The organism is Massilia sp. ZL223, from assembly GCF_018119395.1.
Classification (GTDB): Bacteria; Pseudomonadota; Gammaproteobacteria; order Burkholderiales; family Burkholderiaceae_D; genus Telluria.
In genome coordinates, this window is the sequence record NZ_JAGPWD010000024.1 from 26,987 (window position 1) to 40,410 (window position 13,424).

The following is a 13,424-nucleotide window of genomic DNA, read 5'->3' on the forward strand; positions in this document are numbered from 1 at the left end:
TTTATGCCTCGCCTTTCTCGTCTTTGCCGATGATCAGCTTGTTATCGGAGAGGTACATGTACGGCGGCACGTCCATGTTGGTCGGCGCCGGCTTGTTCTGGAACACGCGTGCCGACAGGTCGAAGGTCGAACCGTGGCAGGGGCAGAGGAAGCCGCCAGGCCAGTCGTCCGGCAGGTTCGGCTGCGGGCCGGAGGCCAGGCGCGACGAGGGCGAGCAGCCCAGGTGCGAGCAGATGCCCACGGTCACCAGCACTTCCTTGTGCTCGGCGCGCGAGCGGTGGGAATTCTTGGCGTATTCCGGCATCGGCAGCTGGAACACTTTGTCGGAGGCCGGATCGGCGAGCTCGCCTTCGACCTTGGTCAGGGTGGCCATCATTTCCGGAGTGCGGCGCAGGATCCAGACCGGCTTGCCGCGCCATTCGACCACCTTCATTTCACCCGGCTTGACGTCGGAAATATCGACTTCGACCGGCGCACCCGCCGCTTTCGCGCGTTCGGATGGCTGGAAGGTGCTCACCAGGGCTCCCGCCGTGGATACACCAACTACGCCGCCAGCCGCACATGTGGCGACCAGCAAACCTCGGCGGCCTGAATCGACCTGCTTCTCATTACTCATACCAACCCCACTCCGTGAAAATACGAAACTAAAGAATCAATAAAGAGCTTCCAGCAACACAAAATTATATGTGAATGGCAATACCGATTGGAAAAAAATTATCAACGGTACACAGTTTCACGAAACGCCCGTGCCAGCCGCACTATGACAACGGGGCATGACATCCGTTCGTCAAATGCATGCGGTATGATGGAAACGCTTGTCCCAACAACAATAAGGAGCCTCCAATGTCGATGCTGAAAGAGTTCAAGACGTTTGCAATGCGCGGTAATGTGGTCGACCTGGCCGTCGGTGTGATCATCGGCGCGGCCTTCAGCAAGATCGTCGATTCGCTGGTGCAGGACATCATCATGCCACCGATCAGCAAGCTGTTCGGCGGCCTCGATTTCGCCAGTTACTACCTTCCGCTCAATGGACAAGCCTATAACTTACCACTGGCCGAGGCCAAGAAGGCAGGTGCAGTGTTGGCTTATGGTAACTTCCTGACTATATTGCTCAACTTTATCATCCTGGCCTTCGTCATCTTCCAGATGATCAAGATGATCAACCGCCTGCGCGGCCCGGTCACGCCGGAAGCGGCGGCAGTCGCGGAAGAAGTCGTGCTGCTGCGCGAGATCCGCGATTCCCTGAAGCGCTAGCGAGCATGAAAGACGGCGACTTCCCGGTAGTAGAGCAACCCGGCGCCCTGAAGCGCCTGTGGATGCTGTTCGCCCAGGCGGTCACCGTCGCGCTCGCTGTCTATGTCGTCGTGGCCGCCCTCAAGCCCGAATGGCTGGAGGGCAAGCCCGAGCAGGTCAGCGTCGGCAGTCCCGGAAACTCCGTGCCCATGCTGCAGGCGCCGCCGCGCGCGCCGGGCGGCAGCTACCGCGACGCCGCGGCCCGGGCCATGCCCACCGTGGTCAATATCTTCACCAGCAAGGCCACGCGCCAGACCCATCCGCTGCTGAAGGATCCCTTCTTCCGCCGCTTCTTCGGCGACCGCATGCCGCCCGAAGAGCAGCTGGCCAGCCTCGGCTCGGGGGTGATCGTCAGCGCCGACGGCACCATCCTGACCAATAACCACGTGGTGGAAGGCGCCGACGCCATCGAAGTCGGCCTGGCGGACGGCCGCAAGGTGGCCGCGCGCATCGTCGGCCTGGATCCGGAAACCGACCTGGCCGTGATCCGCATCGCCGCGCGCGACCTGCCGGTGATGGTGCTGGGCGACCCCGAGCAGGCGCGCGTGGGCGATGTGGTGCTGGCGATCGGCAACCCGTTCGGGGTAGGCCAGACCGTCACCTTGGGCATCATTTCGGCGCTGGGGCGCAACAACCTGCACATCAACCACTTCGAGAACTTCATCCAGACCGACGCCGCGATCAACTTCGGCAACTCGGGCGGGGCCCTGGTCGACACCAATGGCCACCTGCTGGGCATCAATTCCGCGATCTATTCGCAGACCGGCGGCTCGGTCGGCATCGGCTTCGCCATTCCCGTCTCCACCGCCAAGACCGTGCTCGATTCCATCGTCAAGCATGGCCAGGTGGTGCGCGGCTGGATCGGCATCGAGTCCCAGGACATCACGCCCGAGCTGGCCGACAGCTTCGGCCTGGCGCGCTCGAGCGGCGCGATCATCGCCGGCGTGGTGCGCGGCGGGCCGGCCGACCGCGCCGGCATCCGCCCGGGCGACATCCTGGTGGCGGTGGGCGGCAAGAAGGTGGGATCGACCAACGACATGCTCAACCTGATCGCCCAGCTCGAGCCCGGCAGCAAGGCCCAGATGACCATCCTGCGCAAGAGCCGCGAGGCCACGCTCGGCGTGACGGTGGGCCGCCGCCCGCGCCAGATTCCCTAAATCCCTTTCCTTTTGTTGGACCCTCCATGCATCTGCGTGACCTGACGCAATACCTGAACGAACTCAGCGAAAACAACAACCGCCCCTGGTTCCTGTGGAACAAGCCGCGCTATGACATCCTGCGCACCGAATTCGTCGAGATGGTGGCCGAACTGATCCGTGAGATGGCGAAGTTCGACAAGGCGATCGCCGCCTGCGATCCGAAGAAGGCGGTGTTCCGCTTCCAGCGCGATACCCGCTTCGCCAAGGACAAGACGCCGTATAAAACCCATTTCGCGGCCGGGATCGCGCCCAACAACAAGCGCAAGCCGAGCGATGGCGCCGGCCCGACCTATTACTTCCACATCGAGCGCAACGGCAAGCTGCTGTTCGGCGCGGGCGAATACATCCCGCCGGCGGCGCGCCTGAAGGCGATCCGCGAGCACGTGGTCAACGATGCGCCGGGTTTCGCCAAAATGTTGAAGAATAAGCATCTCCGCGCCACCTATGGCGACTTGCGCCATGACGAGGGCAAGCTGCAGCGGCCGCCGAAGGGTTTCGATCCGGATCACCCGCTGATCGACTACCTCAAGCTCAAGAGCTTCTTCGTGTGGATCGAGGTGGACCTTGCCCTGAACGAACCGGACAAGCTGGTGCCGCAGCTGGCAAGCGGATTCAAGGATGCCTTCGCGCTGGTGACCTGGCTGCGCGGAGTGCCGGAGTACGTCGAAGAGTAATCTGGAAGGAGGGCGACATGGCCTTGCAACACGCAGTATCGGGGGAACGCATCGTATTGCAGCGCGGAGACGACGACATCGCCCATTTCACGTCCGTGGCCCTGGTCAAGACCGAGCACATGGAACTGATGCGCCTGGTGGTGCCGAAGGAGCGGCCGATTCCCGAGCACCGCGTGGAAGGAGAGGTGACCATCCTGTGCCTGGAAGGCGAGATGGCGATCGATGCGCATGGACGCACGACGACCCTCAAGCCGAACGAGATGGTGTACCTGGCGGGAGGGGAGCCGCATACCATCCGCGCGCTGAAGGATGCGGTGGCGCTCATGACCATCCTGATGGGGCCGGTAAGGACGGGTGGGCCGACCAATGATCCGCGGGGAGCGGCGAGCTGAAACCTTGGTGGTGCGCTGAGAAACTTGGGTTCCGGCCTGCGCCGGAACGACGTTCTTAGGCTACTTGCCGCAATAAGCAGCACCACTGCTCTCAGCACGTCGTTCCGGCGAAGGCCGGAACCCAAGTTTGCATGAGCAGCCACGAACTCCGAATCAGGCCAGCTCGACCCTCGGATCCCTCGCCAGCAAGCGTTGCGCCATCTCGGTCGCCGCGACGCCATCGAACAGCACCCCCGCCACCGCCTCGGTAATCGGCATCTCCACCCCCATCCTGCGCGCCAGTTCGCGCACAGCCTTCGCACACGGCACGCCTTCCGCCACATGCCCCAGCTCGGCCACGATGGTGTCGAGCGCCTTGCCCTGCGCCAGCGCCAGGCCCACGCGCCGGTTGCGCGACAGGTCGCCGGTGCAGGTCAGGATCAGGTCGCCCATGCCGGTGAGCCCCATGAAGGTCCCCGGCTGCGCCCCCAGCGCCAGGCCCAGGCGGGTGATCTCCGCCAGCCCGCGGGTGATCAGCGCCGCGCGCGCGTTCAGCCCCATGCCCAGCCCGTCGGCCGTGCCGGTGGCGATCGCCATCACGTTCTTGACCGCGCCGCCCACCTCGACGCCGACCAGGTCGTCGCAGGCATAGACGCGCAGGTTACCGCCGTGCACTGCCGCCACCACGCGCTCGCGCAGCTCGGCCGACTCCGAGGCCACCGACAGCGCGCACGGCAGCCCGCGCGCCACTTCCTGGGCGAACGAGGGCCCCGACAGCGCCGCGCCCGGCACAGCATCGCCCAGCACCTCGGCCATCACCTGGTGCGGCAGCAGGCCGGTGTTGGCCTCGAAACCCTTGCACAGCCAGACCACGTTCGGAATCTTGCGGCCGCGCAGCTGTTCCAGCAGCGGGCGCAGGCCGGCCACCGGGCAGGCCGCGATCAAGAGCGGCGCTTCCTCGGGGCGGGCGTCCATGACATGCGCCAGGGCCGCCTCGAAGTCGCTGCCCACGCGCAGGGAGGCCGGCAGCGGATGGCCCGGCAGGTAGGCCAGGTTCTCGCGCGCCGCTTCGGTCTCGCTCATCTGCTGCGGGTTGCGGCCCCACAGCAGCACGTCGTGGCGGGCGGCGAGGGCGATCGCGACCGCGGTGCCCCAGGCGCCGGCGCCGAGGATGGTGATCTTGGAGGGTTGTTTGTCGTGTTGCATGGGATAGGTAGGAATCACAGGCCCCAGATGTCGGAAGCCTTGATGTAGCCGGTCAGGCCGTCGCGGTGGCGCACGCGCACCCAGGTGACGGCGTTCGGATCGACCAGTTCGAGCAGCACACCCTTGTCCGCGGTCATCAGGACCGGGGAGGTGTCGCTGGGCTCGCTGAAAACTTTTGCGCCGGGCACGCGCACCAGCACGTTGCGGCGCGCGGACAAGGCCTTGGCCTGGGTCCAGGCCACGTCGCCGTTCATGTCGCGCACCTTGACCCATTCGCCATAGCTGAGCATGACTTGCACCGGCATGCCGGCGGGCGCCACGTACAGCTTGTTGCCCTTGGCGGAAGGGGTGTCGTACAGGATGGCCATGGGCGGGCCGACGGTCTTGAAATCGAAGGCGAACGCGCTCGAGGCTGCCATGAGGAGCATGCCTGCAAGAAGTCGGGAAAGGATCATGACGGGCCTGGACGAAACCAACGCCGTGAGGCAGGAACAGGCGCCGCCCAAGCGGCGCCCGCGGGAGAACAGCTTATTGTGCCGGTGCGGCGGCAGCCTGGGCCATGGCGGCCTGGCGCTGCTGGTAGAAGGCTTCGAAGTTGATCTCGGCCAGGTGGACCGGCGGGAAGCCGGCGCGGCTGATCACGTCGGCGATGTTGGCGCGCAGGTACGGGTAGATGATGTTCGGGCAGCCGATGCCCAGCAGCGGATCCATCTGCTCGGCCGGGATGTTGCGGGCTTCGAAGATGCCAGCCTGCTTGCCTTCGACCAGGAAGGCGACCTTGTCCTTGACCTTGGCGGTGACGGTGATGGTCACGGTCGATTCGTAGATGCCTTCGGCGATGCTTTCCGCGCCGACGTCCAGCGAGACTTCGATGCTCGGCGCTTCCTGTTCCAGGAAGATCGACGGCGAATTCGGTTGCTCCAGCGACATGTCTTTCAGGTAGACGCGTTGGATTTGGAATACTGGTTGCAGGTTTTCGTCAGACATGGAACGCTTTCTTTAAATTGTGGAGAACGGCTGTCCGTTCAGGGTGCATTGGTCAAACGCGATCACAATTGTATCAAAATCAATTTGGATGCAATAGCGCTTTGCCGGGGCGTTGTAAACCTGTCATGCACCCGCCGTTTGGACGGCGCAGAGCCGTCCAAACCAGGCTTATTCGCCTTTCAGCAGCGGATCCAGGCGGCCGGCCTGGTCGAGCGCGTACAGGTCGTCGAAGCCGCCCACATGGGTTTCGCCCACGTAGATCTGCGGCACGGTGCGGCGGCCCGTGCGCTGCATCATGATCTGGCGCTGCTCCGGATCGAGGTCGACGCGGATGCGTTCGATGTCGGTCACGCCCTTGGCTTCGAGCAGGCGCTCGGCGCGGACGCAATAGGGGCAGGCGGCGGTGTGGTAGAGGACGACGTGTGCGGTCATGATGCTTCCTTCCTGAAAAGGTTTATTTGGTCAGCGGCAAGCCGGCCGCGGTCCACGCCGCCAGGCCGCCCTCGAGCGCGTGCGCGTCCTCGAAGCCGGCCGCCTGCAGCTGGCGCGCCGCCTTGTCGGCACGGGCACCGTTCTGGTCCACGATGACGACGGTGCGGCCCTTGGACTTGTCCAGCTCGCCGAGTCGATTGGCCAAGTCTGCCAGCGGAACATGTTTCGCGTCGCGCACGTGGCCGGCCGCGAACTCGTCGGCGCTGCGCACGTCCAGCACGAGGGTCTTGCCGCGGTTAATCATCTGCGTGGCCTGCAGCGGCGACACGCGTTTGCCGCGCGGCGCCAGGGCCGGCCAGAGCAGGGCGCCGCCCGAAATCACGGCGATCGCTACGACGAAGATATTATCGAGAATGAATTTCACAAGGCATCCAATGGTTGAACTGAATCGGGGCATTATAAAATAGAAGCCGAACCAGCCATCCAACCACTCTTTTTTTGAAGATCAGCTTATGTACAAAATCGTATTCATGCGCCATGGCGAATCCACCTGGAACCTGGAAAACCGCTTCACCGGCTGGACCGACGTCGACCTGACCGAGAAAGGTGTTGCCGAGGCGAAAGCCGCCGGCCGCGTCCTCAAGGAAGCCGGTTTCAGCTTCGATGTCGCCTACACCTCGGTGCTCAAGCGCGCCATCCGCACCCTGTGGCTGGCCCTGGACGAGATGGACATGATGTACCTGCCGATCAAGAACGACTGGCGCCTGAACGAACGCCACTACGGCGCCCTGCAGGGCCTGGACAAGGCCGAGACCGCCGCCAAGTTCGGCGACGAGCAGGTGCTGGTCTGGCGCCGCAGCTACGACACCCCGCCGCCGGCCCTGGAAGCGGGCGACGAGCGCACCTCCTTCGGCGACCCGCGCTACGCCGGCCTGGACAAGGCGCAGATCCCGCTGACCGAATGCCTGAAGGACACCGTGGCGCGCGTGATGCCGGCCTGGGACGAGGAAATCGCCCCGCAGATCCGCGCCGGCAAGAACATCCTGATCTCGGCCCATGGCAACAGCCTGCGCGCGATCATCAAGATGCTGGACAACATCAGCGACACCGACATCGTCGGCCTGAACATCCCGAACGGCCAGCCGCTGGTGTATGAGCTGGACGCCGACCTGAAGCCGATCAAGCACTACTACCTGGGCGACCAGGAAGCGATCGCCGCCGCCATGGCGGCCGTGGCCAACCAAGGGAAGGCGAAGTAAGGTCTTGCGTTTGCCAATCACGAAGTTCCTCGGGAGCGCGCTGCTGTGCGCGCTCCTGGGCATCGCTCTGTCTCCCGACGCCCTGGCCCAGCGCCAGACCGAACGCAGCCGCCAGAAGGCGGCCGCGGAAAAGCAGCGCGCCGGCATCAAGCAGAAGCTCGAGGCGATCAAGCGCGAGATCAGCCGTACCGAGGACGCCAGGGAAGACGCCGCCGACACCCTGGCGGAATCGGAAGACGCGATCTCGGACGCCAACCGCGCCCTGCGCGACCTGGCGACGGAACAGGTCGAGACCAATACGCGCCTGGAAGACATCGCGGCCGAGCAGGAACGTCTCGCCCAGACAATTGTTGTTCAGAAGAAGCAATTATCCAGGCTGCTGCGCGAGCACTACGTGGCTGGCAACGAAGACCGGATCAAGCTGCTGCTGTCCGGCGACAATCCAAACCGCATCGCACGCGACCTGCAGCTGATGGGCTATGTATCCCAGGCCCAGGCGCGCCTGCTGGGCTCGCTGCGCGCGAACCTGGCCCAGGTCGAGGCCAACCTCGACAAGGTCGAGAACGCCAAGCAGGAGCTGGAAGAAATCGCGCAAGAGCAGCGCGACCAGAAGGAACGGCTGGAAAAGGAAAAGGCGCGCCGCGCCGCGCTGCTGCAGAACCTGTCGAGCCGCCTGGCCGACCAGCGCAAGCAGGCCGACCGCCTGGAGCGCGACGAACAGCGCATGAGCGGCCTGGTCGACCGCCTGAGCCGCCTGATCCGCGAGCAGGCCGAGGCCGAGCAGCGCCGCCAGGCCGCGCTCGCCGCCGCCAGGGCGAAAGCCGAAGCCGAGGAAAAGGCGCGGGCCCTGGCGCGCGCCAAGGCCGCGGCCGAGAAGGCCGAACGCGAACGGCTCGCACGCGAAGAGGCGAAGAACGGCGCCAAACCGGCCACGAAGCCGGAACCCGAACCGCCGAAAGTGGCCGAGCAGCCCAAGCCGGCGGACACCAGGCCGTCCACCCCGCCGCCGCCCGAAGTGACCCTGGCGCCCGCGGCCCCGGCCGGCGCCTTCGCCTCGCTGCGCGGCCGCCTGGGCGCGCCGGTGAGCGGCAGCGTGGCGGCGCGCTTCGGCTCGCGCCGCGGCGAAGGACCGACCTGGAAGGGCATGTTCATCAGGGCCGCCGAAGGCGCCGAGGTGCGCGCCGTGGCCCAGGGCCGGGTCGTGTATTCCGACTGGATGCGTGGCTTCGGCAACCTGATCATCATCGACCACGGCGGCGAGTACCTGTCGATCTACGGAAACAACCAATCCCTCCTGAAACGCGCCGGCGACATGGTGCGTCCGGGCGAGGCCATCGCGAGCGCGGGCAATACCGGCGGTAACGAGGAATCGGGGCTATACTTTGAGCTCAGGCATCGCGGCAAGGCCTTCGATCCGGCAAGCTGGGTCAAATTCTAGGGGCAAACATGGGCAAGAGAGCTAAGAATTTCGGGCTGATCGGACTGGGCATGGTGGCCGGCGTGGCCGCTTCCTTCCAGTTCTCGGCCTATGCGCAAAAGAACGGCGCGCCGCTGCCGCTCGACGAGCTGCGCCAGCTGGCCGACGTCTACGGCCTGATCAAGACCGACTACGTCGAGCCGGTCGAGGACAAGAAGCTGCTGTCCGAAGCCATCGGCGGCATGGTCGCCTCGCTCGACCCGCACTCGGTCTACCTCGACCAGAAATCCTTCCGCGAGATGCGCGAAAGCGTGCAGGGCAAGTTCGTCGGGGTCGGCGTCGAGATCGCCAGCGAGGACGGCTACATCAAGATCGTGTCCCCGATCGAAGACACCCCTGCGCACAAGGCCGGCATCAAGGCGGGGGACCTGATCACCCGCATCGACAACGTCCCGGTTCGCAACATGAACGTCGACGAGGCGATCAAGCGCATGCGCGGCAAGGTCGGCAGCAAGGTCACGCTCACCATCGCCCGCCCCGGCGAGGACCAGCCCTGGGTGGTGCCGGTCGCCCGCGAACAGATCAATGTCCAGAGCGTCAAGGCCAAGCTGGTCGAGCCCGGCTACGCCTGGGTGCGCGTGAGCCAGTTCCAGGAAAACACGCTGGAAGAACTGGCCAAGAAGACCAAGGCCTTGTACGCCGAGAACCCGGAGATCAAGGGCCTGGTGCTGGACCTGCGCAACGACCCGGGCGGCCTGCTGCCGGGCGCGATCGGGGTGTCGGCGGCCTTCCTGCCCAAGCCGGACCAGGTGATCGTCTCGACCAAGGGCCAGCTGCCCGATTCCAACACGGCCTATTACGGCCGGCGCGAATTCTATGCCCAGCGCGGCGATCCGCTGGCCGGCCTGCCGGCCGGGCTCAAGACGGTGCCGATGGTAGTGCTGGTGAACGGCGGCTCGGCCTCGGCCTCCGAGATCGTGGCCGGCGCCCTGCAGGACTACAAGCGCGCCATCGTGCTGGGCAGCCAGACCTTCGGCAAGGGCTCGGTGCAGACCCTGCGCCAGCTGTCGGCCGACACCGCGATCAAGCTGACCACGGCGCGCTACTACACGCCCAAGGGCCGTCCGATCCAGGCGACCGGCATCGTGCCCGACCTGCGCGTGCACGAGACCGCCGAGGGCGACATGCTGAACGCCTTGCGGGTGCGCGAGGCGGACCTGCAGCGCCACCTGGCGGCCGAGAACGAGAAGAAGGAAACGGGCGCCGCCGCCAAGACCGCCGCGAACGACAGCCTGGAACAGCAGAAGCGTGCGCTGGCCCTGCTGAAGGACCGCAAGCCGCTCGAGTTCGGCAGCAAGGACGATTTCCAGCTGGCGCAGGCGATCAACCACTTCAAGGGCTTGCCGGTGCAGCTGGCCAAGACCGAGGACAACCGCGGCAAGCCGGCGCCGCAGCCGCTGCCGGGGGCGGAGCACAAGCCGCCGGAGATCAAGGCGCCGCCTAAAAAATAACAGCGCTGCGCGAAGGTAAGGAAACTTGGGTCTTCGCCTGCGCGGGGACGACGTGCATGGAGCAGTGGTGATGTTTGACCCTACCACTACCCTTGAGACCGTCGTCCCCGCGAAGGCGGGGACCCAAGTTCATGAGGCACCCATAACCCCATCAGCACCATGAACGACACCCAACTCCTGCGCTACTCCCGCCACATCCTGCTCGACGAGATCGGCATCGAAGGCCAGGAAAAGCTCCTGAACGCGCACGCGGTGGTCATCGGCGCCGGCGGCCTGGGTTCCCCCGCGGCGCTCTACCTGGCGTCCGGCGGCGTCGGCCGCATCACCCTGGTCGACGACGACGAGGTCGATCTGACCAACCTGCAGCGCCAGGTCATGCACACCACTGCCCGCATCGGCCAGCCCAAGGCCGAGTCCGGCCGTGAAGCCCTGCTCGCCATCAACCCGGACATCGAGGTCGTGGCCCTGCGCGAGCGCGCCGGTCCCGAACGCCTGCGGGAACTTGCTGGCTCCGCCACGGTCGTACTGGACTGCAGCGACAACTTCGCCACCCGCCACGCCGTCAACCGCGCCTGCGTGGCGGCCGGCGTGCCGCTGGTGTCCGGCGCCGTGATCCGCTTCGACGGCCAGCTGTCCGTGTTCGATCCGCGCCGCCCGGGCGCCCCTTGCTACGCCTGCCTGTTCCCCGAAGGCAGCCAGTACGAGGACGTGGCCTGCAGCACCATGGGCGTGTTCGCGCCCCTGGTCGGGGTGGTCGGCGCCATGCAGGCGGCCGAGGCCATGAAGATCGTGGCCGGCATCGGCCAGCCGCTGGCAGGGCGCCTGCTCCTGCTCGAGGGGCGGGCCATGGAATGGACCAGCATCGGCATCGCGCATGATTCGAATTGCCCAGTCTGTTCGACTCATGCCTGAGCGCACGATTTAACGATACAGTGCCGGCGAAGCTGCCTTACAATTGCAGCCCTGAGTTGCTACTTTCTGGGGACGGTAAGCCCGATCTAAGCAAGCGTGTCATCGTTCGGGCTTATACTGGTCTGCTTCCAACGATTCATAGTAGAAGAATATTTATGCACATTGACATGCAACGCAAGCAGCGCCGCGGCCTCCAGCGCGGCTTCACCCTGGTCGAGATCATGGTCGTGGTGGTCATCATCGGCATCCTCGGCGCCCTGGTCGTGCCCAAGCTGCTGGGCCGTACCGGCGAGTCGCGCGTGACCGCCGCCAAGGTCGATATCGCCACCATGATGCAGGCGCTCAAGCTCTACAAGCTGGACAACCAGCGCTATCCGACCACCGAGCAAGGCCTGAAAGCCCTGATCGCCAAGCCGACCGCCGGTCCGGCCGCCAACGGCTGGAAGGCCGGCGGCTACATCGAGAAGCTGCCGAAGGACCCGTGGGGTAATGCCTACCAGTACCTGTCGCCGGGCATCCATGGCGAGATCGACGTGTTCTCGCTGGGCGCGGACGGCCAGCCGGGCGGCACCGGCGAGGATGCCGACGTCGGTTCCTGGGAGTAAATTTCTTGATGCCGGCCCTGCGACCGCCACAGGCCACGCGCGCGCCGGCTCGAGGCTTCACCCTGGTGGAGCTGCTGGTGGTGCTGGTCATCATCGGCATCACGCTGGGCCTGGCTTCACTGAACGCCATTCCCAGTCCGCGCCAGGACTTGCAGCAGGAAGCCCAGCGCCTGGCGCTGCTGCTGCAGCTGGCGCGCGACGAAGCCATCGTGCGCAACCGCCTGGTGGCCTTCGAAGCCAACGGCGAGCGCTACCGCTTCATGGTGCGCAACGACACCGGCTGGGAACCCGTCACCCGCGACGACCTGCTGCGCGAACGCACGTTCAAGAACGCACCCCTGCAGCTGGTGCTGGAGCCGGCCGGCGCCAGCGGCGGCGGCGACCTGCTGCGCATCACCTTCGGGCGCGAACCGGTCGACAAACCCTTCCTGCTGACCATGGCCACGGGCGGCAACACGGTCGCGATCCGTGCCGACGGCGTCGGCCACTTCACGGTCGAATGAGCATGCGGCGGCCTTCATCACGCGGATTCACCCTGCTCGAAGTGCTGGTGGCGCTGGTCATCGTCGGCACCGCGCTGTCGGCCGGCCTGCGCGCCGTCGGCAGCCTGACCGCCAACAGCGCCGGCCTGCGCGCCTCGATGATGGCCACCTGGTCGGCCGAGAACCGGCTGGTGCAGATCCGCCTGGGCCGCGAATTTCCCGAAATCGGACGGCGCAGCTTCCCCTGCCCGCAGGGCGACCTGAACCTCATCTGCGAAGAAGAAGTGTTCACCAGCCCGAACCCGCTCTTGCGCCGCATCGAAGTCTCGGTGTTCGACGCCGACAACCCGGGCCGCCGGATTGTCAAACTGGTCCAACTGGTCCTGAGGCCTTCCCCGGTATGACGATTTCCAAGCGCCGCGCAGGCTTTACCCTGGTCGAATTGCTGGTGGCGATCTCGATCCTGGCCATCGTGGCCGTGCTCGGCTGGCGCGGCCTGGACGGCATCGTGCGCGGGCGCATCGTCCTGACCGAGCAGATGGAAACCACGCGCGGCATGCAGCTGGCCTTCGCCCAGATGCAGAGCGACTGCGCGCACCTGGCCGGCAGCGACGTGCTGGGCCGCCGTCCCTACCTGCAGTGGGATGCCGACCGCCTGACCCTGGTGCGCAAGGTGTACGTCGAGAACGAGCCTTCGCGCCTGCAGGTCGTGTCCTACCGCGTCGCCGGCGGCCAGCTGCTGCGCCGCGAATCGCCCGGCACGCGCGACCTGGCCCAGCTGGAACAGTTGTGGCAATCGATCTCCTCGGATGCGCCGGCCCAGAACTCGCCGCCGGTGGCGCTGCAGAACGGCGTGCTCGGCATGCAGATCCAGGCCTGGCAGAACAATGCGTGGCGCAACGAACCGGCCCAGGTGGTCGGCAACCCGCAGCAGCAACAGCAGCCGCCGCTGGTGCAGGCGCCGACCGGCGCCAGCAACGAGCCGACCGGCGTGCAGGTCGCGCTCAACGTGCGCAACCTGGCCGCGCCAATGATCAAATCCTTCCTGCTGGGAGGCACCTGATGCGCCGGCCCGG

Annotated in this window: 18 protein-coding genes; 12 read left to right on the plus strand and 6 right to left on the minus strand. The window is 65.8% G+C overall.

Going from position 1 to position 13,424, the window contains the following annotated elements; genetic code table 11:
- Position 1: 1 nt before the first annotated feature.
- A complete protein-coding gene (gene petA / locus KBW95_RS15335; protein ID WP_211525119.1) occupies positions 2-616 on the minus strand; it encodes a ubiquinol-cytochrome c reductase iron-sulfur subunit in 615 nt (204 codons plus the stop codon).
- A 227-nt stretch (positions 617-843) separates the two neighbouring features.
- On the opposite strand from petA, the gene mscL reads away from it, so the two are divergent.
- From mscL to KBW95_RS15355, 4 genes are read left to right on the plus strand one after another with little or no spacing between them, the layout of a single operon-like run.
- Entirely contained in the window at positions 844-1,254 is a 411-nt protein-coding gene (gene mscL / locus KBW95_RS15340; RefSeq protein WP_211525120.1) for a large conductance mechanosensitive channel protein MscL, read from the plus strand.
- A gap of 47 nt (positions 1,255-1,301) precedes the next feature.
- Positions 1,302-2,450: a Do family serine endopeptidase gene (locus tag KBW95_RS15345; RefSeq protein ID WP_211525148.1), complete on the plus strand. Its 1,149-nt coding sequence runs from the start codon at positions 1,302-1,304 to the stop codon at positions 2,448-2,450.
- A 26-nt stretch (positions 2,451-2,476) separates the two neighbouring features.
- Entirely contained in the window at positions 2,477-3,166 is a 690-nt protein-coding gene (locus KBW95_RS15350; protein WP_211525121.1) for a DUF2461 domain-containing protein, read from the plus strand.
- Positions 3,167-3,183: 17 nt separating this feature from the next.
- On the plus strand, positions 3,184-3,558 hold the full coding sequence (locus KBW95_RS15355; RefSeq protein ID WP_211525122.1) for a cupin domain-containing protein: 375 nt from the start codon (positions 3,184-3,186) through the stop codon (positions 3,556-3,558).
- Positions 3,559-3,711: 153 nt separating this feature from the next.
- On the opposite strand, the gene KBW95_RS15360 is transcribed toward KBW95_RS15355, so the two are convergent.
- From KBW95_RS15360 to KBW95_RS15380, 5 genes are all read right to left on the minus strand, one after another.
- On the minus strand, positions 3,712-4,743 hold the full coding sequence (locus KBW95_RS15360; RefSeq protein WP_211525123.1) for an NAD(P)H-dependent glycerol-3-phosphate dehydrogenase: 1,032 nt from the start codon (positions 4,741-4,743) through the stop codon (positions 3,712-3,714).
- A 14-nt stretch (positions 4,744-4,757) separates the two neighbouring features.
- On the minus strand, positions 4,758-5,171 hold the full coding sequence (locus KBW95_RS15365; RefSeq protein ID WP_229429777.1) for an SH3 domain-containing protein: 414 nt from the start codon (positions 5,169-5,171) through the stop codon (positions 4,758-4,760).
- A gap of 100 nt (positions 5,172-5,271) precedes the next feature.
- Positions 5,272-5,730, minus strand: coding sequence for a protein-export chaperone SecB (gene secB / locus KBW95_RS15370; protein ID WP_211525125.1), 459 nt, complete (start codon positions 5,728-5,730; stop codon positions 5,272-5,274).
- A 168-nt stretch (positions 5,731-5,898) separates the two neighbouring features.
- On the minus strand, positions 5,899-6,162 hold the full coding sequence (gene grxC / locus KBW95_RS15375; RefSeq protein ID WP_211525126.1) for a glutaredoxin 3: 264 nt from the start codon (positions 6,160-6,162) through the stop codon (positions 5,899-5,901).
- Positions 6,163-6,184: 22 nt separating this feature from the next.
- The gene (locus KBW95_RS15380; RefSeq protein WP_211525127.1) at positions 6,185-6,586 is read right to left on the minus strand and encodes a rhodanese-like domain-containing protein; all 402 of its coding nucleotides are present in this window, start codon (positions 6,584-6,586) and stop codon (positions 6,185-6,187) included.
- A gap of 88 nt (positions 6,587-6,674) precedes the next feature.
- Here KBW95_RS15380 and gpmA point away from each other — a divergent pair, with 88 nt between their 5' ends.
- The 8 genes from gpmA to KBW95_RS15420 all read left to right on the plus strand — a co-directional run bounded on the left by gpmA (position 6,675) and on the right by KBW95_RS15420 (position 13,411).
- Positions 6,675-7,421: a 2,3-diphosphoglycerate-dependent phosphoglycerate mutase gene (gene gpmA, locus KBW95_RS15385; protein ID WP_211525128.1), complete on the plus strand. Its 747-nt coding sequence runs from the start codon at positions 6,675-6,677 to the stop codon at positions 7,419-7,421.
- Positions 7,422-7,431: 10 nt separating this feature from the next.
- Positions 7,432-8,859 (plus strand): peptidoglycan DD-metalloendopeptidase family protein, encoded by a 1,428-nt coding sequence (locus tag KBW95_RS15390; protein ID WP_211528677.1) that lies wholly within the window; start codon positions 7,432-7,434, stop codon positions 8,857-8,859.
- An 8-nt stretch (positions 8,860-8,867) separates the two neighbouring features.
- Positions 8,868-10,349, plus strand: a complete 1,482-nt coding sequence (locus tag KBW95_RS15395; protein WP_211528678.1) for a S41 family peptidase — start codon at positions 8,868-8,870, stop codon at positions 10,347-10,349.
- Between the two features lie 159 nt (positions 10,350-10,508).
- Positions 10,509-11,261, plus strand: a complete 753-nt coding sequence (locus tag KBW95_RS15400) for a HesA/MoeB/ThiF family protein (RefSeq protein ID WP_211528679.1) — start codon at positions 10,509-10,511, stop codon at positions 11,259-11,261.
- A gap of 167 nt (positions 11,262-11,428) precedes the next feature.
- Positions 11,429-11,866 (plus strand): type II secretion system major pseudopilin GspG, encoded by a 438-nt coding sequence (gene gspG, locus KBW95_RS15405; RefSeq protein ID WP_211528680.1) that lies wholly within the window; start codon positions 11,429-11,431, stop codon positions 11,864-11,866.
- Between the two features lie 8 nt (positions 11,867-11,874).
- Entirely contained in the window at positions 11,875-12,369 is a 495-nt protein-coding gene (gspH, locus tag KBW95_RS15410; RefSeq protein WP_211525133.1) for a type II secretion system minor pseudopilin GspH, read from the plus strand.
- Positions 12,366-12,752, plus strand: a complete 387-nt coding sequence (gene gspI, locus KBW95_RS15415; RefSeq protein ID WP_211528681.1) for a type II secretion system minor pseudopilin GspI — start codon at positions 12,366-12,368, stop codon at positions 12,750-12,752. The genes gspH and gspI overlap by 4 nt, the downstream gene beginning before the upstream one ends.
- Positions 12,749-13,411, plus strand: a complete 663-nt coding sequence (locus KBW95_RS15420; RefSeq protein WP_211528682.1) for a type II secretion system protein J — start codon at positions 12,749-12,751, stop codon at positions 13,409-13,411. Before gspI ends, KBW95_RS15420 begins: the two co-directional genes overlap by 4 nt.
- Positions 13,412-13,424: the final 13 nt, after the last annotated feature.

Excerpts from the sequence above, each read along its gene's own strand:
- petA (WP_211525119.1), bottom strand. The coding sequence starts at position 616 with ATGAGTAATGAGAAGCAGGTCGATTCAGGCCGCCGAGGTTTGCTGGTC.
- mscL (WP_211525120.1), top strand. The coding sequence starts at position 844 with ATGTCGATGCTGAAAGAGTTCAAGACGTTTGCAATGCGCGGTAATGTG.
- KBW95_RS15350 (WP_211525121.1), top strand. The coding sequence starts at position 2,477 with ATGCATCTGCGTGACCTGACGCAATACCTGAACGAACTCAGCGAAAAC.
- KBW95_RS15355 (WP_211525122.1), top strand. The coding sequence starts at position 3,184 with ATGGCCTTGCAACACGCAGTATCGGGGGAACGCATCGTATTGCAGCGC.
- KBW95_RS15360 (WP_211525123.1), bottom strand. The coding sequence starts at position 4,743 with ATGCAACACGACAAACAACCCTCCAAGATCACCATCCTCGGCGCCGGC.
- KBW95_RS15365 (WP_229429777.1), bottom strand. The coding sequence starts at position 5,171 with ATGCTCCTCATGGCAGCCTCGAGCGCGTTCGCCTTCGATTTCAAGACC.
- secB (WP_211525125.1), bottom strand. The coding sequence starts at position 5,730 with ATGTCTGACGAAAACCTGCAACCAGTATTCCAAATCCAACGCGTCTAC.
- grxC (WP_211525126.1), bottom strand. The coding sequence starts at position 6,162 with ATGACCGCACACGTCGTCCTCTACCACACCGCCGCCTGCCCCTATTGC.
- gpmA (WP_211525128.1), top strand. The coding sequence starts at position 6,675 with ATGTACAAAATCGTATTCATGCGCCATGGCGAATCCACCTGGAACCTG.
- KBW95_RS15395 (WP_211528678.1), top strand. The coding sequence starts at position 8,868 with ATGGGCAAGAGAGCTAAGAATTTCGGGCTGATCGGACTGGGCATGGTG.
- KBW95_RS15400 (WP_211528679.1), top strand. The coding sequence starts at position 10,509 with ATGAACGACACCCAACTCCTGCGCTACTCCCGCCACATCCTGCTCGAC.
- gspG (WP_211528680.1), top strand. The coding sequence starts at position 11,429 with ATGCAACGCAAGCAGCGCCGCGGCCTCCAGCGCGGCTTCACCCTGGTC.
- gspH (WP_211525133.1), top strand. The coding sequence starts at position 11,875 with ATGCCGGCCCTGCGACCGCCACAGGCCACGCGCGCGCCGGCTCGAGGC.
- gspI (WP_211528681.1), top strand. The coding sequence starts at position 12,366 with ATGAGCATGCGGCGGCCTTCATCACGCGGATTCACCCTGCTCGAAGTG.
- KBW95_RS15420 (WP_211528682.1), top strand. The coding sequence starts at position 12,749 with ATGACGATTTCCAAGCGCCGCGCAGGCTTTACCCTGGTCGAATTGCTG.